Annotated in this window: 18 protein-coding genes and 2 pseudogenes; 12 read left to right on the forward strand and 8 right to left on the reverse strand. The window is 62.1% G+C overall.

Going from position 1 to position 21,182, the window contains the following annotated elements; translation table 11 throughout:
- Nucleotides 1–91 precede the first annotated feature (91 nt).
- Both mgtA and NX02_RS08940 read right to left on the reverse strand, forming a co-directional pair.
- Complete coding sequence (gene mgtA, locus NX02_RS08935; RefSeq protein ID WP_025291856.1) at nucleotides 92–2,626, reverse strand: magnesium-translocating P-type ATPase; 2,535 nt, start codon at nucleotides 2,624–2,626, stop codon at nucleotides 92–94.
- Nucleotides 2,623–3,270 carry a Bax inhibitor-1/YccA family protein gene (locus NX02_RS08940; RefSeq protein WP_053000621.1) on the reverse strand — a complete coding sequence of 216 codons (648 nt, stop codon included), beginning with the start codon at nucleotides 3,268–3,270 and terminating at the stop codon, nucleotides 2,623–2,625. Before NX02_RS08940 ends, mgtA begins: the two co-directional genes overlap by 4 nt.
- A 595-nt stretch (nucleotides 3,271–3,865) precedes the next feature.
- On the opposite strand from NX02_RS08940, the gene NX02_RS08945 reads away from it, so the two are divergent.
- Both NX02_RS08945 and NX02_RS08950 read left to right on the forward strand, forming a co-directional pair.
- On the forward strand, nucleotides 3,866–4,912 hold the full coding sequence (locus NX02_RS08945; RefSeq protein ID WP_025291858.1) for a lysylphosphatidylglycerol synthase transmembrane domain-containing protein: 1,047 nt from the start codon (nucleotides 3,866–3,868) through the stop codon (nucleotides 4,910–4,912).
- A gap of 82 nt (nucleotides 4,913–4,994) precedes the next feature.
- Nucleotides 4,995–5,606 (forward strand): murein L,D-transpeptidase catalytic domain family protein, encoded by a 612-nt coding sequence (locus NX02_RS08950; RefSeq protein ID WP_039996501.1) that lies wholly within the window; start codon nucleotides 4,995–4,997, stop codon nucleotides 5,604–5,606.
- A gap of 671 nt (nucleotides 5,607–6,277) precedes the next feature.
- On the opposite strand, the gene NX02_RS08955 is transcribed toward NX02_RS08950, so the two are convergent.
- Complete coding sequence (locus NX02_RS08955; RefSeq protein ID WP_025291860.1) at nucleotides 6,278–7,003, reverse strand: DUF6629 family protein; 726 nt, start codon at nucleotides 7,001–7,003, stop codon at nucleotides 6,278–6,280.
- Between the two features lie 111 nt (nucleotides 7,004–7,114).
- Nucleotides 7,115–7,606 (reverse strand): 1-phosphofructokinase family hexose kinase, encoded by a 492-nt coding sequence (locus tag NX02_RS08960; RefSeq protein ID WP_053000622.1) that lies wholly within the window; start codon nucleotides 7,604–7,606, stop codon nucleotides 7,115–7,117.
- A 207-nt stretch (nucleotides 7,607–7,813) separates the two neighbouring features.
- Between NX02_RS08960 and NX02_RS32320 the strand changes: the two genes are divergently transcribed.
- Together NX02_RS32320 and NX02_RS08965 are read left to right on the forward strand one after the other, a co-directional pair.
- On the forward strand, nucleotides 7,814–7,969 hold the full coding sequence (locus NX02_RS32320; protein WP_157102602.1) for a hypothetical protein: 156 nt from the start codon (nucleotides 7,814–7,816) through the stop codon (nucleotides 7,967–7,969).
- Between the two features lie 50 nt (nucleotides 7,970–8,019).
- Entirely contained in the window at nucleotides 8,020–8,691 is a 672-nt protein-coding gene (locus NX02_RS08965) for a CYTH domain-containing protein (RefSeq protein ID WP_025291861.1), read from the forward strand.
- Here the strand turns inward: NX02_RS08965 and NX02_RS08970 are convergent.
- The 3 genes and pseudogenes from NX02_RS08970 to NX02_RS08985 all read right to left on the reverse strand — a co-directional run.
- Nucleotides 8,663–9,532, reverse strand: a pseudogene (locus NX02_RS08970) (transposase); the annotation flags it as partial. The gene NX02_RS08965 and the pseudogene NX02_RS08970 overlap by 29 nt on opposite strands.
- Before the next feature lie 387 nt (nucleotides 9,533–9,919).
- Complete coding sequence (locus tag NX02_RS08980; RefSeq protein WP_053000623.1) at nucleotides 9,920–10,678, reverse strand: Crp/Fnr family transcriptional regulator; 759 nt, start codon at nucleotides 10,676–10,678, stop codon at nucleotides 9,920–9,922.
- Nucleotides 10,635–11,093: a response regulator gene (locus NX02_RS08985; RefSeq protein ID WP_025291865.1), complete on the reverse strand. Its 459-nt coding sequence runs from the start codon at nucleotides 11,091–11,093 to the stop codon at nucleotides 10,635–10,637. The genes NX02_RS08980 and NX02_RS08985 overlap by 44 nt, the downstream gene beginning before the upstream one ends.
- Before the next feature lie 28 nt (nucleotides 11,094–11,121).
- Between NX02_RS08985 and NX02_RS32325 the strand changes: the two genes are divergently transcribed.
- Nucleotides 11,122–11,322 carry a hypothetical protein gene (locus NX02_RS32325; RefSeq protein ID WP_157102603.1) on the forward strand — a complete coding sequence of 67 codons (201 nt, stop codon included), beginning with the start codon at nucleotides 11,122–11,124 and terminating at the stop codon, nucleotides 11,320–11,322.
- Between the two features lie 147 nt (nucleotides 11,323–11,469).
- Complete coding sequence (locus NX02_RS08995; RefSeq protein WP_025291866.1) at nucleotides 11,470–11,805, forward strand: alpha/beta fold hydrolase; 336 nt, start codon at nucleotides 11,470–11,472, stop codon at nucleotides 11,803–11,805.
- A gap of 353 nt (nucleotides 11,806–12,158) precedes the next feature.
- On the opposite strand, the gene NX02_RS09005 is transcribed toward NX02_RS08995, so the two are convergent.
- Nucleotides 12,159–13,403: a ferredoxin reductase family protein gene (locus tag NX02_RS09005; RefSeq protein WP_211258306.1), complete on the reverse strand. Its 1,245-nt coding sequence runs from the start codon at nucleotides 13,401–13,403 to the stop codon at nucleotides 12,159–12,161.
- 269 nt (nucleotides 13,404–13,672) lie between these two features.
- Between NX02_RS09005 and tnpC the strand changes: the two are divergent.
- The 6 genes and pseudogenes from tnpC to NX02_RS09030 all read left to right on the forward strand — a co-directional run.
- A pseudogene (gene tnpC / locus NX02_RS09010) lies at nucleotides 13,673–14,533 on the forward strand (IS66 family transposase); the annotation flags it as partial.
- A gap of 635 nt (nucleotides 14,534–15,168) precedes the next feature.
- Nucleotides 15,169–16,020, forward strand: a complete 852-nt coding sequence (locus tag NX02_RS09015; RefSeq protein ID WP_047099761.1) for an alpha/beta fold hydrolase — start codon at nucleotides 15,169–15,171, stop codon at nucleotides 16,018–16,020.
- 69 nt (nucleotides 16,021–16,089) lie between these two features.
- Nucleotides 16,090–16,305 (forward strand): hypothetical protein, encoded by a 216-nt coding sequence (locus NX02_RS32330; protein ID WP_158013970.1) that lies wholly within the window; start codon nucleotides 16,090–16,092, stop codon nucleotides 16,303–16,305.
- Nucleotides 16,302–17,279, forward strand: a complete 978-nt coding sequence (locus NX02_RS09020) for an HlyD family secretion protein (protein ID WP_025291871.1) — start codon at nucleotides 16,302–16,304, stop codon at nucleotides 17,277–17,279. Before NX02_RS32330 ends, NX02_RS09020 begins: the two co-directional genes overlap by 4 nt.
- Nucleotides 17,276–20,056 carry a ribosome-associated ATPase/putative transporter RbbA gene (rbbA, locus tag NX02_RS09025; protein ID WP_025291872.1) on the forward strand — a complete coding sequence of 927 codons (2,781 nt, stop codon included), beginning with the start codon at nucleotides 17,276–17,278 and terminating at the stop codon, nucleotides 20,054–20,056. Before NX02_RS09020 ends, rbbA begins: the two co-directional genes overlap by 4 nt.
- Complete coding sequence (locus tag NX02_RS09030) at nucleotides 20,053–21,180, forward strand: ABC transporter permease (RefSeq protein ID WP_025291873.1); 1,128 nt, start codon at nucleotides 20,053–20,055, stop codon at nucleotides 21,178–21,180. Before rbbA ends, NX02_RS09030 begins: the two co-directional genes overlap by 4 nt.
- Nucleotides 21,181–21,182 lie beyond the last annotated feature (2 nt).

The following is a 21,182-nucleotide window of genomic DNA, read 5'->3' on the forward strand; positions in this document are numbered from 1 at the left end:
CTGGCCCATCGCTCCGCCGCGGTGGCAATTGTCGGCATTTCAAACCATCGCAGTAGATCGAGGAATGCAGTCGTGCAGCATGGCAGCCTCGTCATCGATGCGCGGACTTCACCGGCCGCAAAGCGTATCGCTTGAGGCACTCCGCACTTACCAAATAGCCGACCACCAGCAGTGCGATGGCGCCGAATATGGTTCCGCCTGGCATCGTGAAGCCGAGCAGACCGGCCGAGGGGAGTAGCGGCAGCAGCAGCGCCGCCGCAAGGCCGGCCAGCGCCGTGACGGTCAGCACGATGTGCGGCCGGCTCGACCAGGCCGGGCGGGATGTGCGGATCACGAAGACCACGAGGATCTGCGTCAGCATCGATTCCATGAACCAGGCTGTGCGAAACTCCGGGATGCCGACGTGGAAGACGCCGAGCAGAAGCGCAAAGGTAGCCAAGTCGAAGAGCGATGAAAGCGGTCCCATGATCGCGGTGAAGCGTACCAGCCCCCTCATATCCCATCCCTGCGGACGCGCCAGATCGTCGCTATCGGCGGTGTCGAACGGGATGCCGATCTCGGACAAGTCGTAGAGAAGGTTGTTCAGCAGGACCTGCACCGGTGTGAGCGGCAGAAACGGCAGGAACAGCGACGCGACCGCCATGGTCAGCATGTTGCCGAAGTTGGAGCTCGTTCCCATCCGGACATATTTCATGATGTTGGCATAGGTTCGCCGCCCCTCGGCGACGCCGTCGGCGAGCACGCCGAGATCGGGCGCGAGCAGGATCATGTCGGCTGCCTCGCGTGCCACGTCGGTGGCGCCGTCGACCGACAGGCCGACATCCGCGGCGCGGATCGCCGGCGCGTCGTTGATGCCGTCGCCGATGAAGCCCACCGTGTGGCCGCGCGCACGGAGCGCCCGCACGATCCGTGTCTTCTGGTCGGGCGTGACGCGGGCGAAAAGGTCGACCTGTTCCACGCGGGCAGCGAGTGCTGAATCATTCAGCTTCGCGATCTCTTCGCCGGTCAAAATACCTTCGACCGGCAGGGCGAGCGCCGCCACGAGATGCTGGATCACCGGCGCAGCGTCACCCGAAATCACCTTGATGCGGATGCCCGCCGCTTCGAGCCGGGCGACTGCGGTTGTGGCGCTGGGCTTGGGCGGGTCGACGAACACGCAATAGCCAGCGAAGACGAGTTCGTCTTCGCCGTGTGCGTCGATGCGCTCCTGTCCGGCGGCCGGCTTCCATGCGATGGCGAGCAGTCTGAGCCCCTGTGCAGCCCGATCGTCCCGCAATGCGCACAGCCGCGCGCGCAATCCATCGTCAAGTGGCAGAAGTGCCCCCGACCGGTCCTGCGCTCTCGTGCACAGGGCAAGCAGTGTCTCGGGCGCGCCCTTGACGATCTCGATCCGCTCGCTTCCTTGCTCGGCCAGGACCGCCACGCGTCGCCGCTCGAAATCGAACGGCCGTTCGTCCAGCTTGCGCCAGTCCTCGAGCGAGCGGCCAGTCATGTGGAGCACCAGCGCCTGGTCAAGCGGACTTTTCAGGCCGGTCTCGAAGCGGGCGTTGACCGCCGCCAGCTCCGCCACCCGCTCGTCATCCTCGCCGTCGATGCCTGGATGGCCGACGAGCGTGATCCGCGCCTCGGTGAGTGTGCCGGTCTTGTCGGTGCACAATATGTCCATCTGGCCGAGGTCGTGGATCGCGGACAGCCGCTTCACCACCACTTTGGCTTTCGCCATCCGCTGAGCGCCGCGCCCGAGCGCGACGGTCATGATCATCGGCAAAAGCTCGGGCGTCAGGCCCACCGCGAGCGCCATCGCGAACAGGAAGGACTGTAGTGGCGGCCGGCCGAGGGCCAGATGGGCGAGCAGCACGAACAATACGAGGAAGATCGTGAGCCGCACGATCAATGTGCCAAGTTTGTGGATGCCATGTTCGAACGCGGTCGCCGGCTGCTTGCCGGCGAGCGAACGCGCGATCGCGCCGAAGCGCGTGCGCAAACCGGTCTGGACGACGAGCATCGTCGCCGTGCCGCCGATGAGTGATGTCCCGTGGAACAGCGCGTTGCGCGCGTCGGCCGGCGTCTCGGCGGTCATGACGGGCTCGATCTGCTTCTCGACCGGATAAGGCTCGCCGGTCAGCAGCGCCTCGTTCACCTGCGCGCCGTTTGCCGCCAGGACTATGCCATCGGCAGGGACGAGATCGCCCGCCGCAAGCATGACGATATCGCCAGCCACCAGCTCGCGCACGGGCAACTCGATCGGCTTGCCATCGCGCAGCACGGTCGCATGAAGGGCGATCGCCTGCTTGAGGGCTTCCGCCGTCGCTTCGGCCCTGTGCTCCTGGACGAGATCGAGGGCGGTAGACAGCACGACGACGATGAAGATGATCGCAAAGCTCGCCATGTCGCCGGTCGCCCCGGCTATGCCGGCGGCCACGAGCAGGATGGCGATCAGAGGATTGCCGAGGCGGCGCAGGAGGTCGAGCAGGAGATGCCGCTGCTTCGCCGCGGATATCTCGTTCAGCCCGTCCCGCTCGAGGCGCGCGGCCGCCTCATCCGACGACAGCCCGTCGCGGGTCGCGGCGAGCGTGCGAAGAGAATCGTCGGGCGTGGCTTGCCAGAACGCCTGCGGATCGGTCACCGCGGCTCCCGTCCGCTGAACCGCAGCAAGGACAGGAACAGGTTCAGGAAGTCGAGGTAGAGCGTCAGCGCACCCATTACCGCAGCGCCACTGCGCCCATCCGCGGCGCCCTTCTCATACTGACGCTTTAATCGCTGTGCGTCGAATGCGGTGAGCCCCGCAAACAGCAGGATGCCGACGGCCGAGGTGAGCAGATCGAGCGTGCCTGAGCGCACGAACAGATTGAGCAGCATTGTCATGATGAGCCCGACGAGCGCGATTGTGAAGAATGCACCCAGCCCCGATAGATCCTTGCCCGTGATCGCGCCAGCCAGCGCGAGCACGGCAAACCCGGCAGCAGCGGCAACGAAGGTATAAGCGACGCTGTCGCTGCTGTAGGAAAGCAGCACGCTGCCGAGCGACAGTCCGACGAGCGCGGCGTAGAGCATGAAGATCGCCCTGGCCGTCAAAGCGGACAGCCGGTCAACGCTGGCGCCGAGCAGGATCACGATTCCCAGGGGCGCCAGCGTCACGATCCATCCAATGATGGTGAGCCCGTCGGCAGTGAAAAGCGCGTCCGTCAGCGATCGGCTGTAGGCGACCAGAAGGGCGAACGCCGCCGATAGGATCACGCCGCCTGCCATGTGGAGATAGACCGCGCTCAAATATGCGCCAAGCCCACGATGCCCGCCGTCCGAATTGCCGGACGCTGGCCACCCAAATTCATTGCTTCGATGGAGCATGCGACGGTCCTCGCCTTGGGTAAAAGCTAGACTTCCACTCTGTGTCGGCACGTCGCTGCGACCAATCCGCAAAGCTACGTAAGCTGACGGCCGGCCTAGGTCCGTAGGCTTACCTAATTCGTCGTGCTGCAGAAGTTCCTATGAGCCGCTGACAGGCAACGAGGAGCAGGCAGTGGTTTCGCTATCGACGCCCGACAGAATGGCGACAAAATGTGCTGGTTATCCAGACGGCGCATTGGCTGAACTGTTCCTTCGCGCCATGAGAGTAGCCGTTGCGACCCTTGCAGGCGGGCTCGCGCTGTCGTCGCTCGGCGAGGCATTCGGTTGCTCGCGCAACCGGCAGAGGCGGACTGCGTCGATCCTGAAACCTGGCTGGCCCGGACATCGTCAGGCGCAGGTTCGTGGTGGCCGGCATGGGCCGCCTGGCTCGACCTTCATTCAAGTCCTCCAGGCCTACCGCCGCCGCTCGGCGGTTCCGGCGTGAACGCCGGGGCGCTCGGAAACGCGCCGGGCAGCTATGTCCTCGAAAGCTGACGAGCCGACCGCAACAAAGCCGTCGGGCGCATGGCGGCCCTGGTTTCTCGGCATCATCCTTGTGGCGGCGCTGGTCGGGGCGGTGCTGCATTTCGGCGAGATAGAGAACTTTGGCCGGCTGGTCGCTCGCGCCAATCTCTTCTGGTTGGCTCTTGCCGTCCTATTCCAGCTTTCGACCTATGCCAGCGTGGCGGCGGGCTGGGCGGTGGTGCTGCGCTGTGCGGGAACGCCGCGTCCGCTCCCCAGATTGATGCGAATCGCGCTCACCAAATTATTCGCCGACCAGGCAGTGCCGAGCGCAGGAATGGGGGGCAATGTCCTGCTCGTCGACCAACTCGTGCGGTTACGCGTGCCGCGCGGGACGGCGGTCGCGGCCCTGCTCGTGTCGATGATCGGCTATTATGCCGCCTTCGCATTTTTCGCGATCGTCATGCTGGTTCTGCTGTGGCTCCACGACAAGGCGACGCCGCTGATGGCCGGCGCGGTCACCACCTTTCTGCTGGTCGCGCTTGCGATTCCGTCACTCGCGCTCTGGCTCAGGCACCGCGGCAGCCAACCCTTGTCGCCTCGGCTCGAACGCGTAGGCGTAGTCCGCAACCTGCTTGAGATCGTCGGTCAGGCCCCGACGGATCTAATCGGCGACCGCCAGCTTCTGGTTCGCGTGACCGGCTTCAACGGGGCGGTCTTCCTGGCCGATGCGGCGACACTCTGGGCTTCCCTGAACGCCCTGGGAGAACCTGCGGCGTTCGGGACCGGATTCATCGCGCTTATCATGGCATCGATCATCGTCACGCTAGGCCCGATCCCGCTCGGTCTCGGCAGCTTCGAGGCAACCTCAATCGCAACGCTCGGTCTCCTGGGCGTGCCGATAGAGACTGCCTTTGCCGCCACGATGCTATTGAGAATCCTGACATTGTGGCTGCCGTTGCTGCCCGGTCTGATAACGATGCGCTCGGCGCTCAAGCGGCGGCCACTCCGGTCCGCCGATCGTGATAAGCCAGCCGAGCGGCAAACGGCAGGACGGCCGTAAGGTTTAGTACTTATCTGTGAAGTGGCGCATATCATTCTTATCATGGTCTTGATCAGCAAACAGATAGTGGTTCGAGACAAGCGTGACATTCATTTCCAGGCGCCGCCTGCTTTTGGGTGGCGGTGCCGTCGCTCTGGGCATGTTACAACAGACGAACGGACGCGCCGCCCTGCCAGGACCAGTTCCTCCGCGCCCGGTTCTGCTTCAACGCGCATTGAGTGCGCTGGATCGCCACGGCGCGACGATAAAGCAACGCGACGTAATCGGTATCGTGGATTTCAGCCAGGCATCGCGCACTCCCCGGTTCCATATCGTCGATGTGATGAGCGGGCGGAGCCAAAGTCTGCTGGTCGCGCACGGGCGCGGGTCCGATCCGGATCATAGCGGTTGGGTCGAGCGCTTCTCCAATTCACCGGGGTCGGCGGCATCTTCAGCGGGTGCTTATCTGGTCGGCAGCGGTTATTCAGGCAAGCATGGTCGCTCGCAGCGCCTGATCGGTCTTGACCCCGAGAACAGCAATGCCGAAAAGCGCGCTATCGTGATCCATGCGGCGTCCTATGTATCGGACGACATCGTTCGGACGACCGGCAAGCTCGGGCGAAGCCAGGGATGTTTTGCCGTTGCCCAAACCGCCATAATGGAAGTTCTCGGCCAACTCGGCCCCGGCCGAATGATCTACGCAGCAAAAATCTGACCATGCGGCTGTCGGTTTCGGATCATCGCCTTCCCTGTCTCCTCGGCCTATGAAACCACGCAATGGCTGCACGGGTGTTGAAGCCGAGAAGATGCTTGCCCAGTCCTGGCAAGGACCGCAACGTATCACAATGGCCGCATTCGAGCGGCTCGGGCCGAATTCTGGTCCCACAAGCTCGGTGTCCGACGTCGCGCGTGACGAGCCGCTGCCCAAGATTCTCGCTTCGGGCAGCACTTCGTGGCTCACTCAAGCTGGTGCCCGGCACCTCAGAGATCTTGGGAAACCGTTCCCCTAGCATCGTCAGATCGAACAACGGCCCTTCGGACACTGCGCAGTATCGTCGCCGCGATGGCTGATCTCGCCCGCCAGCAATCCGCGAAGTGTGTTCATTTTCCGGCGTCGGTCTCGCTCGCCAGCAGGGCCTCGAACCGCTCGATATCGGTCTGGGTAATGAATTCCTTCACGCGTGTCGCCCATCTGGAACGCCGCCCCGACCCGTCCGGGTCGTTTGACCTATGTTGCCATATGCCGAGTCGAGTGGCGCTTGCGTCATCATGGGGGCCTCCGACCGTCAAACGCTGGCGCTGCGCCCCTCCTGCGATTGTGAAGGCACAGACGCTTGCGACGGGTCGTCTTGGAAGCGCGGGACTCTCCTAACCAGAATTGGGCGTTCAATCCGTGCCCACACGGGCTGACCTGCCAGGACGCAGCCAGGCGAGCAGGAACGGCCTGAGGTTTGGTGAAGCACCGTTGGGCGTCTCGATATCAATGTTCAGACGCTTGAATTGCCAATAGATCATCACGCTCATGACCGCGGCGTAAAAACACCAGACAGAAGCAAATGCGTATTCCTTGACGATCTCTGCGACCGTCAGCGCAATGACGTTCACCACGCCGTAGGCTTTGACGACGCGATGGGTGGACAGCAGCAGAGCACCGCACGTCGCTATAATATACAGGCAGGACACCCAGAAATCGCCGGTCAGCGGGTTACGGTAGGCGATCGAGTTCTGCTCGATAAAGACCTGGTTCGGAAAGAATATCAACCCGTAGACGTCCCATGCACATACGAACGCGCCGACGGCGGTCAGGCTGAGAATGACCTTTCTGCGCCAGCCGGGCGGTTCCATCAGCGCGACAGCGGCCGGCATCAGCAGGGGTAGTATCCCCTGCGCATAGAGCATGAACAGGAATGCGACATGATCAAGCGCAAGCTGGCCGATATGCCCTTCAAGGCCGAGCCAGACGAACCCTTCGGAGAATTGGTGAACTGCGAACAGCATCGGCACGGAAGCGAACAGCAGGGCTCGCGGCTCGCGGACATGCCGCAATGTCGCCACGCCGATCGATCCAATCACGGCGCTAGCGATAAAGCTGGAGCTGGCTGAAAAGCACATGTGGTCATTCCCCGAAAAGGGGCACGAACCCCTGACAAGCGCTTCCTGAGTCATTCGCAGCGTGATGCGCGGCGATAGTTGGCGTCTTCGGTGCCGTGGTCCAGTTTCAATTCAAGTGAAAGGCCGCAGGCCCATGGTCACAGCCATATATTTGGCCGGGTCCTTGTTGACGATCTCTGGCGCGCCCGCAGCAGCGATCCGCTCGCGACGAGATAATCTCATTCCATGCCGCCGAGATGGTCGAGACATGCTTGCTATCCCGCTCGGTGACGCCGGGCCACGCGGCCCGAACCGGAATTCCTTGGCCGTTTCCCGCTCGTAGACCGCCGTGCTTACGGGGGTGTTGCCTTGGATCGGGATGCTGGAGCGAACCATCTGATGCATATCGAGAAGGCTATCGAGCGTCGCACCGGTGGCGCCACCCACGAGATAGTGCGCGCGCGCCGGGCCGCCCAGCCGGGCGATGGCACGCGCCATATTGATGCCGCCATCCGGGTCATAATGTTCCTGGTGGGCCCGGATCTTGTGAGTGTGAAAGACGCGATCCGCCTCATAGGCCACATCTTTGGCCGGGTTTACCGTAAGGGTCGCAATTCTCTTCATGTCCGGGAGGTTATCATCGCGAGCCTTGGCGTCGGAATAAGTATATGTCCCGAGATGCTCCCCAATTCGGCTCGCTTGACTACTATGGCCGCCGCGACGGCTCTATCACCGCCATACCGCTGTGCAGCTATCGAGTTGGCTTCGGCGCGGACAGGGCTCCGTATTGTTCCCTATGTTGTCACGCCCCGGCTTTCGAGAGGAAAAGCTATGAAGAAATTCCTGCTTCTCGCCTTTGCCTGCTTCCTGCCTGCGGCATCCGTCCCCAACCCGCCGCATTGGCACAAGGCGCAGGCCGAACGCCTCGTCGAATGGCTCGACGCAGCTGCCGACGGCCCATCGGCCAAATCTACGCGGGCGGCCTAGCGTTCAGATCGCTCCTAGATGACATCACGAAACGGTGAGAGAAGGCAAGCATGGCGGACGAAGTCGAACTGAAGCTCGAACTGACGCCGGACGCCGCCGATGCGTTCGAAGCTTCCGCTTTGCTGCCCGTCAATCCTGAAAAGATCGAGCAGCGGTCGATCTATTTTGATACTCCGGATCATGCTCTGGCGAAGAAGGGGTTTTCGCTGCGCATCCGCCGTTCGGGGAGGAAGCGCACGCAGACCGTGAAGGCGGATGGTGCCAGTGCCGCGGGCCTGTTCGTGCGCTCCGAATGGGAACGTGCGGTCAAGGACGACAAGCCCAACCTCGATGATACCACGCCGGTCCTGGCCATGATTGGCGGCGCGGTCGATACCGTCGCTTCGGTCTTCGAGGTGCGGATCGCGCGGCGCACGTGGATCCTGAGGCAGGACGGCGCGGCGATCGAAATGGTTCTGGACCGCGGCGAGGCGGCGGTGGGGGACCGAACATCGCCGATCAGCGAGATCGAGCTGGAGTTGAAGGCCGGCGATCCGGCCGCATTGTTCACGCTTGCCCGGCGCATCGATGCGGTCGCGCCCGTCCTGCTGAGTGTACAGACCAAGGCCGAGCGGGGCTACCGGCTCACCGGACCGGTCGCTACGATGGTCAAGGCAGAGCCGATAGCGCTAACGAGTGACATGACGGCGGCCCATAGCAGGCGACCTGCCGCCGGTTGCTGAAGCTGCGGAAGAACGCCTCGGCATGCAGCACGCCGGCAAACTCGGGACCGATGCCGCGCAGCTGGAGCAGCCGGGCGCTCGCCGGCTCAGCTGCCTCGTCCGTCGCCGCCTCCAGCATCGCGTCGCGCCCGCGCTCCACCTCCTTGATCTGGCGCATGACCAGCTCCAGCCGGTCCAACTCGCGCTCGATCTCGCGCTTCACATGGCAAGGCAGCGGCCGACCGTCACCGGTGACTAGTTCCTCCAGCCGCGCGCGCCGGTTCGTGCGCAGTGGTTCGTAATCGCCGACCTCTCGCGCGAACAGCAGGCCCTTGATGCGGTTGACGTGCCGGATGCGTTCGACGACCAGCGAGCGCCGCTCGCGGCAGACGCGCCGGCGGTCTTCGTCCTCTGCGCTCGGCACTGTCACCATGGCACAGACCCGCGGCTCGCCGCGCTTGTAGGCAAGCAGCGTGCGGACCAGCGCCTCGCCGTCGAGCTTGTCCGTCTTCGCGCGCTGGCTGCGCCACGAGGCCGCGATCGAGGCGGCATCGACGACATGGCTCTCGATGCCTTCGCGCACGAGGCAGCGGTGAATCCAGAAGCCGTCCAGCCCCGCCTCTTGGATGACGACCAGCGGATACTGCTCGCCCGTCCGCTCCCGCGCCTTCGCCTGCAACTGCGCGAACCGCTCCAGCAGTGCCGGCACGTCGCTGGCCTTCCCCTGATGGCGTGAAATGCGCCCGCAGCCACCCGGCGCCAGCGACGTCACCAGCCAAGTGGAACGGCTCAACTCGAGCGACACGAAGATCGCGTTCAGCTGCGTGCTGACGGCGGCATGGGACGGAATGGACGCGGGCAATCTCCTTCGACAAAGCGGGAAGGCCAGTCTGCCTTTTTGAAGTCACCTATCTTTCTCAAGCGACCGCAGCTTCTCTTGCTCATCGTGAAGGAGTTTGCGGATTTCATTATGTCTGTCGCGATGGGCGGCATTGTGGAGAAGCGCCTGGAAGCGCAGGATATTCTCGTTGTGCGCCCAGGATCGCTTCTCGAAGTCGCTCCGACCGCTCCCGCCATCACACGCCATTTGCAATGCTCCCGCTAGCGACCTGCCTACGGGCGAGCGGAGCGCCGCTGGCGGCGATCCTATCGCCTCAGCGTGTCGGAGTGCACAGAGTGATGACCGTTCGCGCGCGTGTCTGTTCGATGTCGAACATAGCAGCAGCGGTTCTGAAACTTTCCCGAAAAGTCAGCCGCCCGGCTGCGTTTCCGGGCCAAACAACCGATTCATCTCTGTGGTGGTCTCGGCGTAACACTCGCACGACGTCTCCTCGAGACCCGGCCGGTCGACGATCGTAATGATCCCGCGCACATAATCGATGTATCCTGCCCGATGGAGCACCTTGGCGGTCAGCGAGACGCTGGAGCGGGTCGTTCCAAGCATCGTCGCGAGGAACTCGTGGGTGAGGGGAAAGGTGTCGGCAAGGGCGCTGTCATGGCTCGTCAGCAACCAACGACAGCAGCGCTCCTCGAGCGTATGCAGTCGGTTACAGGCCGCAGTTTGTGCGAGCTGGCCAAAGGCGAAGCGCCAGTACCGCTCCAACATCCGCCTCAGATCGCGGTCTCGCTCGAGCTCGCGCGAAAGGAAAGTTCGGCTGATCTTGAGCGCGCTGCCCGGCACCTGCACCATCGTCTCGGTGATCGCCACATCGACGCCGAACAGTGCATTGGAATCGGTGATGCCCTCGACACCGATCGCGCCCACTTCGACGGAGCGGCCATCACGCATCACCTTGACCATCGAGACGATGCCGCGGTTTACGAAATAGAGATGTTGGATCAACCCGTTAACATGATCGATGACCGCCCCCGACTCCGTCTGGATAAGCTCCATCTCGGGTGTCAGCCGTGCGAGCGTCGCCGGAGGCAGCGCGAGCAACAGGCGGTTGGTGATTGGTTCCCTTTCACTGACCATCGTAATGCGCTCCGCCTGACCGACGGTGCGCATGCAAGAGACGGTCGATCGTGTCGCCGACGGCTCCTTCGCGAAACGGCGTCTCGATCACCGCTCCAAAGCCGAGTCTGGCAGCTCGCTCCTGAAGGTCCGGGGTGGAGTAGGCGGTAATCAATATGGCGGGTCCATTCCAATCCCGCGAACGCAGGCACGACAAAATCTCGAAGCCGTCGAGTTCGCGGAACCGATAGTCCGCCACCAGGCAGGCAGCGCTTGTGCAAAACGGATCGTCGAGCAGTGTCTTTCCGCTCGCGTGCGCCCTGACGTCGTAGCCCCGCGCCCGCAAGACCAGCTGAAGCGATCGCCTGACGGCAGGATCGTCTCCTGCAAGCAGGATCTTCGGCTGTCCTGAATCCGAAGCGATGTTCGGGTACCTCATGTTGTTCCGTTCGGAGAGGAGATATTGCATCGTTTCCGATAGCGGGCGCTCCTATGCGATGCGTTACGTAAAGCCCCGGATGAGGCGTCATTACGCACGCCCCGGTTCAATGGACGGCGCAGGCCAGAAAATCCAGAAAATGGCGGCCATGACGGCTATCCAGAACAGAACGATCGCAACGGCGGCTTTCCTGCTGATGGCAGTGACCCAGCGCTTCTGCCTGGGCGCGAAACTCCGCAATCAGTTTCGCCGGAGTTGATCGAGCAGGGCTTGCCCGATGCGCGTGCGAAGCTCCTGTACGACGCACTGAATCCCATCAGCGCAGATTTTGCCTTCTGGCTGGCGATCAGGGTCGCGCGGGCGTCCGTCGTGCGGTTCCTCGGCGTTCCGCCCGAGGTCGAGACCAATGCGCCGCGCGAAGAGCGCGCGTATCACCGCGATCATGCGCGGCATACTTCCGTTGTCGAGACGCGCTGCCGGCCTCCAGAACGATGGCGAGAACAAGATCGTGCCGTGGCCGTTGGAGAAGATCGTGGTTCCTACGCTCATCATCTCGGCGGCGGATGACCTCTCCAAGACCCTGCCGGGCGCCCGGTTCACGGCAGCGCATGTTCCTGGCGCTCGGTTGAAGGTCTTCGAGACGGGTGGACACCTCATGGTGTCGCGCGGCGACGAGGTGCGCAGGACGATCGACGAATTCCTCCGCCGCCCGCCCGGTCCCGCCGATGGCCGGACCGCTTGAGGGCGCCATGAACAGGCGGACCTTTCTTGTCGGAATCGGTGGTGCGGTCGTACTCGCCGGATCGGGCGCGGTTGCGTGGAGATCGTCGGTGGGATCGATGGCCGACTATGAGGACTATGCGCGACACCTACGCGCCCCGCTGGCCGGGAAGTCGAGCCTCCGGGAAATCATCCGCTATGCGACACTCGCGGCCAACGGTCACAATACGTAGCCCTGGCGATTCCGGGTTAAGGACAACGCTATCGATCTCGTTCCGGACTATGGGCGACGCACTGGCGATGAATCGCTACCAAAGTCCCGAACGATGCATTTTCTGTCGCGCGAAGACTTTGTCCGGCGCGGGCGCTCGCCGCCTAGCGCATCTCGAAAAGCTCCTGATTGAACTGCGATCCTGTCAGACCCCGCGACGTCATTGCGGCACACAGGCTCTTTCCAAAAGCAGCCGGACCGCAAAACCAGATGTCTGCCTCGATCCAGTCAGGCACCAGGTCGGCCAATCGATCCAATGTCAAAAAGCCGTCACGGGGCGTGACAAACAGGTGGAAGCGGACGCCCGCTTTCTCGGCGAGATCGCGAACTTGCCCGACAAAACCATCGTCGGGCGCCGCGGTCGAATAGAAAAGGTCGATACCGCCTCCCTGACCGGTCCCGGCAAGTGCCTGGAGGCGTGCGATGAAGGGGGTGATGCCAACGCCGCCCGCGATCCAGATCTGTCGGGCGCGGTTGCCCTGGAAATCGAAGCACCCATAGGGGCCTTCGATCGTCACGGGCTGGCCTACATGGAGCAGGTCCGGGAGCTTGCGCGTATAGTCGCCTAGGCCCTTGATGCTGAAGGCCAGATGGCCGTCATTATGCCATGCCGAGGAGAGGGTGAAGGGATGGGCGCCTTCACGATCGTCGGTCTTGAGGAAGGCGAACTGCCCGGCTTGATGGCCCGGCCACGCCGTCCCGACATCGACTGCCACGTCGAGAACGGCATTGCCGGGATAGATCACGAGCCGCGTGATCACCCCGGCCGCCCGGCGCGAATAGCCAATGCGCCGGAACAGGGCTGTTGTGGCGGCAACCGTGCCCGCCGCGAGCAGGACGATCATCAGCAGCCCCAGAGGCGCGGTCCAGTAGGTGCGGTCCATCAAGACCACGGCATGGAACACGAGCACGAGGAAGATCGGCGCAGTCAGGCGATGCGCCTTGAAGAACCAGTGATACGGGAACTTCTTCCAGAGCGCGAGCAGGACGAGCACGATCAGGATGTAGAGCGCGATCTCGCCCAGCTCGGTGGCGGCGCCGCGCAAACCGTCCAGAAGATTGGCGCCAGCGGCCGGGCCGCTTCCCCTTGGTCGGCTTGGACGAACCAGCCAGCCCTGACCCACCATCCAGCGTGGGATGATCTCGAGCAGCCAATGGGCCAGCGCGAGAAGCAGGCCAGCTACGCCAAACCATTTATGGAGACGGTAGAATTTGTCGAGGCCGCCAAGCGCGCCTTCGATCTGCACTGGCCGCGCCGCCAGCACCACGCCCGCCGCCATGAAGCCGATGGCGAGAATGCCGGTGAGGTAGATGAGTTCGTGGCGGACCGCCCAGAAACCGCCCGTCAAGGCCCCGGTGCGCAGGCTTAGCAGCTAGGCAACGACGAGAATCAGAGCGAGGGCAACAGGAAGAAGTTTCAGCCGGGTCAATCGCATCGCACACGTCACTCCAGAGCAGTATCGCCTGCTTCTCCCGGCCCGGCGCATTGAGCCCTCACGATACATGCAGCGCCATGGGCCGTCAGGCAGTTCGTATTGCTACGTAAGTCGAGCTTCAGGGGCTCGGGTAAATGATGCCAGTGGCCCATGGCGGCAAACTGCGGAGCTTCCGCGCGCCTGTGTTAGGCGCCCTGAAGCTGCGGCTTCGGTCCCAGGACGTCATTCATGGCGACGAGACTACGGTTCAGGTGCTCAAGGAAGAGGGCAAGGCCCCTACCAGCACCTCGTATATGTGGGCCTACCGCAGCAGCGAGGACAGCGAACAGCCGATCGTGCTGTTCGACTATCAACCCGGTCGCGGGCAGGAACATCCGCAGGCCTTCCTCGGCGACTATCGCGGCATCCTGATGAGTGACGGCTATACGGCCTGGCGCACATTGAAAGGCGCCACGCATCTGGGCTGCATGGCCCACGCCAGACGGCGCTTTGCCGACGCCCTCAAGGCGAGGAAGAAACAAGGCGGGCCGCCCGCACAGGCGCTCAAGTTCTTCGACCAGCTCTACCGGATCGAAAGGCAGGCGCGGGACGAAATACCCGATGAGGGGGAAACGCAGGCCAGCTACATGCGCCGCTTCCGCCAGAAACATAGCGTCCCGGTCCTGGATGCGCTCAAGGCGTGGCTCGATGACATCGCACCCAAGGTTGTGCCCGACACCAAGCTTGGTGATGCGGTATCCTACACCCTCAACCAGTGGGAATACCTGACGCGCTACGTCGAAGACGGCAGGATGCCGATCGATAACAATCTTCTCGAACGCGACATCAGGGTTTTTGCAACAGGAAGAAAATCCTGGCTTTTCTGCGACACCGTGGACGGCGCACGGGCGAGCGCCGTAACCTACAGCCTGATGCTGACTTGCCGCGCCTGCGGCGTCGAGCCTCTCGCGTGGCTACGCCATGTCCTCACTGAACTTCCCCAGCGCCCTCACGACGCCGATATCGACGACCTGCTGCCATTCAACTTCGAAAGACAAGCCTGACCCGCCGACGTCGCTGCGGTGGCCTGTCTCGCCCAGCGTCAACTGTGACGGCGGCACTGCCTCCGGAAGCAGCGTGCTACGAAATGCGCGCTTACAATGTTACTGAAAGGAACGCCGCGAAAAAGTATACCGCCCCCAGCAAAGCGCTGTGGCGCAACTCGCCATCTATGGCCCGGAAATTCAGAATCCTGTCCAGCATGGTCCAATTATGGCACAACTCAATTAACAACGCCTTCCACATCTGCCGGCAGATTTCTCGATTCCAGCATCTAATCGCCGCTATCGCCTGCCTCTGCCTAGGTGGTGGGGATTCTTCGCCGATGAGACTAGACGCACTGGCCAGGGGCCAGGGGAAGAATGATTTGAGTCGCCGCGCAGCGCTTTTGGCGCGGAGACTGATTCGTCTCAGCCCATTAATGGCCATCCCGTTCTAATTGAGCCTGCAGGCTCAGCACATGCGGCAGACTCAAGATCGGAAGATGCCTGCTCCATCTCGCGCCAAAAATGCGCATTTGATTGACGAATATCAAATCTCATCCAAATATCATATGATATCTGTAATTTGAAAGCTGGGCGAAGTTCGCAGCGATGGGGCGGCGGGCGGGGGGCTCGATATTTTATAGGGAATCCTGATTATGGCCGAGCCGTTAATCCGCGCGCTCACGATCGGCGCACGAGGCATGTTGTTTGACGCCCTGAGCTGCGGTCCCGAGCACGGACAGTTGGTCCTTTTCCTCCACGGCTTCCCTGAATTCGCCGATGCCTGGACCGACATCCTTCGTGGGGTGGGCGGGGCGGGCTATCGCGCGGTCGCCTTTAATCAGCGCGGCTATTCGGCCGGGGCAAGACCGTCGCGGGTCGAAAGCTATACGATCAATGAGCTTGTCGCCGATGTTGCCGCCGTAGCGGATGCCCTGGACGCTCGCCGCTTTCATCTGGTCGGGCACGACTGGGGCGGTATCCTTTCCTGGTGGATCGCTGCTGTTTATCGCGAGCGGCTTCATTCTTTGACCGTACTTTCGACGCCGCACACCGATGCGTTGTTGGAAGCTAAGCAAAGCAATCCGGATCAACGCCGCATGTCACGTTATGTCGATCTGTTCCGGCTGCCGTTCCACATCGCCGAATGGTTGCTCCTGCGCAAAAAGGCTGCCGGCCTCAAACGTGCTTATGCCGGTCAGCTCTCACAGGCTCGCCTGGATGAAAATATCAGACGCTTTCGTGAGCCAGGGGTGCTTACTGCCGCGATCAACTGGTATCGCGCGCTCGATCTCAAGGCTCGCGTCGGAACCGTCAGTGTCCCAACGCTGTTCGTCTGGGGTACCCATGATCAGGCGCTTGGACGAGTGGCGGCGGAAGCCACCGCCCGATATGTTTCCGGACACTACCATTTTCTCCCACTCGCCGGCGCCTCCCACTGGTTGCTCGAGGAGGCGCCTGACCAGGTGCTTGATGCTCTTTTGCCTCATTTGGACCGATGGTCGTGAATGGCGCTTAAAGCTCTTCTGCCATGGGGCAACCGACAAAAGATCCCGCGTTTCCAATGAACTGAAAACTTGACGAATCTGTCATTTATTGGTGACATTGGTGTGGGAGAGATGGATGGGTCGGTGCCAACGTTGGAGGTTGGTGGCGGCAAAATCCGGGATTTCGCAATCCAGGCCGATTCAGAGGCTGCAAAAGCCTGGCCCGTTCCTCCGGCGTTGGAGTTCCATGTGACGCAGCAAAATGGTGTTGTTGGTGCCATAGCACGGCGTGGATATCGCGGATGAAACGAACTCGTTTCGTCATTGCGGTTGTTGCGATCGCCGCGCTGTTTGCAGGCGGTTATCTCGCATGGCGCTATCTCGATCGCCGTGACGCGCTTCCTGAGTGGATTGAGAGAAGCAACGGGCGGATCGAGATGACCCGCACTGACGTGGCCGTCAAATATCCCGGCAGATTGGTAGAGCTGCTGGTCCATGAAGGCGACAGCGTCCGCGCTGGCCAGATCGTCGCGAAGCAGGATGCTGCCGATGTCATGGCCCAACTCGACGGGGCGAAGGCGTCGCGGGAGAGAGCGCTCGGCGCTCTCGCGAGGGCGAAAGGCGAACATTCTGCTCATCAAAGCCAGGCGGATCTCGCAAGGCTCAACTGGTCGGAGACGGTCAATCTCCATTCACGCCAAATGGTTTCTGATGTTGAGTTGAAGCAACGTAGGCTGGCGCTTTCCGGCGCAGCCGATGCGGTCGCTGCGGCTGGTGGCGGAATCAGCGAAGCACGGGGCGCACTTGCGCAGGCGGATGCGCAAATCCGGCAAGTATCTACCGTACAGGAAGATCTGCATATCCGCGCTCCCGCTCCCGGGGTCGTCGAGTATCGGATTGTGGAGCCGGGAACCATGATGGCCCCAGGCGGCAAGCTCATATCGATCGTGAATACTGAGGACGTCTATCTGACGATCTTCCTGCCCTCCGGCGTCGCCTCGAGGGTCAGCATCGGCGACGAGGCCAGGATCGTGCCTCAGGGGACCAACAAAGCCTTACCTGCTCGCGTGACTTTTGTGTCGCCCGAAGCGCAGTTCACACCCAAGTTCGTAGAGACCGCAAATGAGCGGGATAATCTGTCTTACAGGGTCAAGCTGCAGATATCCGCTGAGGTTGCTCGACAATATGCAGGCCTGTTGAAGGCAGGCATGACCGCCGAAGGCTATGTACGCACCGATCGCCGTCGACCCTGGCCCGATCTGGCGTCCCTGCACCAATGACAAGGTCGGGTCTCATCGATCCCGCAGGCACGCCTGACAGTGCCATCGTGCTCGAGGGGGTCGGCCATCGCTATGGCCAGGTCCGGTCTCTTGAAAACGTGTCGCTGCAATTGCCGCGCGGCGCGGCTGTCGCCCTGGTGGGGCCCGATGGCGTAGGCAAATCGACGCTTTTGGGCCTCATATCGGGCGTGAAGCGCGTCCAGCAAGGACAGGTCCGCGTTCTTGGTTTCGATCTCAAGCGAGGTGGCGATCGGACCGCCTTTCTCAATCGGGTGGCCTATATGCCTCAGGGGCTTGGCCGTAATCTCTATCCCACCCTGTCTGTTTCTGAGAATATCGACTTCTTCGGTCGGTTGTTCGGTCTCGGCGCCGCAGAGCGAGCCGCGCACATGAAGCGCTTGCTGGATGCGACAGGGCTCGCCCCCTTTCCCGACCGGCCGGCGGGGAAGCTTTCGGGAGGAATGAAGCAGAAGCTGGGGCTTTGCTGCTCGCTGGTCCATGACCCGGATCTGCTCATTCTCGATGAGCCGACAACCGGCGTCGATCCCCTCTCGCGGCGCCAGTTCTGGGAACTGGTCGGCGCGATGAGGAAGGAGCGGCCGGGTATGACGGTCCTCGTTTCCACCGCCTACATGGAAGAAGCTGAGCAGTTCGAGCATCTCGTGGCGATGGATGCCGGTCGCCTCATTGCGCAGGGCAGGACGCGCGAAATCCTGGCGCGGGCCGGAGCGGCGAACCTGGAGGAGGCCTATATAGGTCTGCTTCCTGAGGAGAAGCGGCCCGCCGGCGAATTACGGGCGGTTGCTCCCTGGCAAGACAGCGGTGAAGCGCCGGCGATCGAAGCGCATCACCTGGTGCGCCGTTTCGGTGATTTCGTCGCCGTCGACGATGTGAGTTTCCGGATCGGCCGCGGAGAGATTTTCGGTTTCCTGGGATCGAACGGCTGCGGCAAGACGACGACGATGAAGATGCTGACGGGGCTGCTCGACGCCACCAGCGGCTCAGCAAGCCTGTTCGGGCATAGGATCACGCCGGGCGACATGCAGACCCGGATGCGGGTCGGCTATATGTCGCAGGCGTTCTCCCTCTATGACGAGCTGACTGTTCGGCAGAACCTGTTGCTGCATGCGCGGCTTTATCAAGTGGGGGGCGACAAGGCGCCTGTCCTGGTGAACGAAGCGATGGAGCAGTTCGCATTGCTCGAGCATGCGGATGCGGTGCCCGCTGCGCTGCCCCTCGGCATCCGCCAGCGCCTGCAACTGGCGGCCGCATGTCTCCACCGACCCGAAATCCTGATCCTCGACGAGCCGACCTCCGGCGTTGACCCGGCCGCGCGCGACATGTTCTGGGGCCATCTTCTGCGCCTGTCACGTGATGAACGGGTGACGATCTTCGTCTCAACCCATTTCATGAACGAGGCGGAACGGTGCGACCGGATATCGCTCATGCATCGTGGTCGGGTATTGGCAGTTGGAGCGCCGGCCGAATTGACGTTCCAGCGCCACGCCGATAATCTTGAAGACGCTTTCATTGCCCTGCTGGAAGAAAATGCCGATGAGGTAACGCCAGCTGCCAATCCGGGCACCGTGCCGATGGCGTCGGCACGGGAGGACGCCCCTTCGCAGACAGTGGGATCTCGAGGGGGCGTCCTGATCTGGTTTTCCTTCGTGTGGGCCTTCGCCCGGCGGGAAGCCACCGAACTGACGCGTGACCGCATCCGGATGGCATTCGCCCTGGCGGGGCCGATCATTCTGCTGTGCGTCTGTGCCTACAGTATCTCTTTCGATGTTCAGAATGTCCGATTGAGTGTGCTGGATCACGACCAGACTGTGTCCAGTCGTGATCTAGTTCGGCGCTTCGAGGGTTCTCGCTATTTTGTTGAAGCGCCTCCTGCCGTGAGTGAAGAGCAGGCACGTGCCTCTCTGCGGTCAGGGCATGTGCAGATGATACTCGATATTCCGCCCGATTTTGGGCGCGATCTTGCTGCCGGCCGGCGCCCGGAGGTTGCTGTCCTGATCGACGGGGCCAGCCCGTTTCCGGCCTCGAACATCCGGGCTTATGCCGATGCCATCATCCTCGCCTATGTTTTTGACATGCTGGCCTCTGCGCAGGTTCCGGTCGCCGTCGGGCTGCCTGCATCGATCGAACCACGCTTCATCTACAATCAGGATTTCCGCAGCATCTATGCGATCACGCCCGGCGTGCTCATGCTCACGATGATCCTGATCCCTGCGATGCTGACCGCGCTCGGTATCGTGCGGGAGAAGGAAATAGGGTCCATCACCAACCTCTATGCGTCCCCGGCGGGCAGTGGCGCCTTCCTGATCGGCAAGCAGGCGCCTTATGCGGCGCTGGCCATGGGGAGCTACTTCAGCCTGGTGGCTCTTATCATCCTCTTGCTCGACGTCCCGCTCAAGGGCTCCTTCATCGCATTGACGATTGGCGGGCTGCTTTTTGTGCTTGCGTCGACTGGACTCGGCATGATGATCTCGACCTTCGTGCGATCGCAGGTCGCCGCGATTTTCGCGACCGCGCTCATCTGCCTTATTCCGTCGGTCAATTTCTCCGGACTTCTTTATCCGGTTTCGACCCTCGTCGACGGCAGCTACTGGGTAGGCGTCGGCTTCCCCTCTTCCTGGTTCCAAGTCGTCAGCCTCGGTACTTTCACCAAGGGCCTTGGCATTGCGAGCTTCGGGCAGGCCTATCTGGCACTGGCGGGATTTGCGCTCTTTTTCATAATCGGCTCGCGCCTCATGCTCAGGAAACAGGAGACATGACGCGCTGGCTCGTCAATGTCTGGCTGCTCGGCGCCAAGGAATTGCGCAGCGTCATGAAGGATGTGACGTTGATCGTTCTCATCGTGTTTGCTTTCACCATAGCCATCCAGCTTGTCGCGTCAGGCGTGAAAGCAGAAGTTTCCAACGCCTCGGTCGCTATCGTCGATGATGATCACAGCGAGTTGTCGCGACGAATGCGCGACGCCGTGCGACCGCCTTATTTCAAGTCGCCCGTGGACATCGCGCGCGGCGATGTCGCGTCCGCAATGGACGAGGGGCGTTATATCTTCGTCATTGAAATCCCTCCGCGCTTCGAGGCGGATGTCCTGGCGGGGCGCAGGCCGATTGTGCAGATCCTAGTCGATGCGACGGCGATGACCCAGGCAGGCTTGGGCGCATCCTATTTCCAACAGATTTTTGCCACTGAGGTGCTTGATTTTATGCACGCGCAGGGTTTGCTTGCACAGTTGCCAATCAAGGCGACAAGCCAGACTTTTTTCAATCCGAACTCGCAGTCGGCTTGGTACACCTCGGTCATGCAAATCGTCACCAATGTGACGGTATTGTCGATCATCCTTGTGGGCGCGGCGGTGATTCGCGAGCGTGAACACGGCACGATCGAGCATTTGCTGGTCATGCCTGTCCGTGCGAGCGAGATCGCCTTCGCAAAGATACTGGCCAATGGTCTGGTCATTCTCGTGGCGTCGATCGCGTCGCTATGGTTCGTTGTGCACGGTTTACTGAGTGTGCCGCTTGCAGGATCGCTTCTGCTCTTTGTGGCTGCGATGATGCTTTACCTCTTCTCGGTGACATCGCTTGGCATGTGGATGGCGACCATGGCGCCCAGCATGCCGCAATTCGGTCTGTTCGCGGTGCCAGTCTATGCGATCGCCTATCTCCTTTCTGGAGCGGCGACGCCGCTCGAGAGCATGCCGGTCGCTGTGCAGACGGTCGCGAGGCTTTTGCCAACGACCCAGTTCGTGAGCCTGTCGCAGGCTGTCCTTTATCGCGGAGCGGGATTGCAGACGGTGCTGGGTGAACTGCTCATGATCTGCGGGTGGGGCGCCCTTTTCGTCACCCTGGCAGTTCAACGGTTCCGCACGATGCTGGCGCGGCAGGGGTGACG

The organism is Sphingomonas sanxanigenens DSM 19645 = NX02, from assembly GCF_000512205.2.
Taxonomy (GTDB): Bacteria; Pseudomonadota; Alphaproteobacteria; order Sphingomonadales; family Sphingomonadaceae; genus Sphingomonas_D; species Sphingomonas_D sanxanigenens.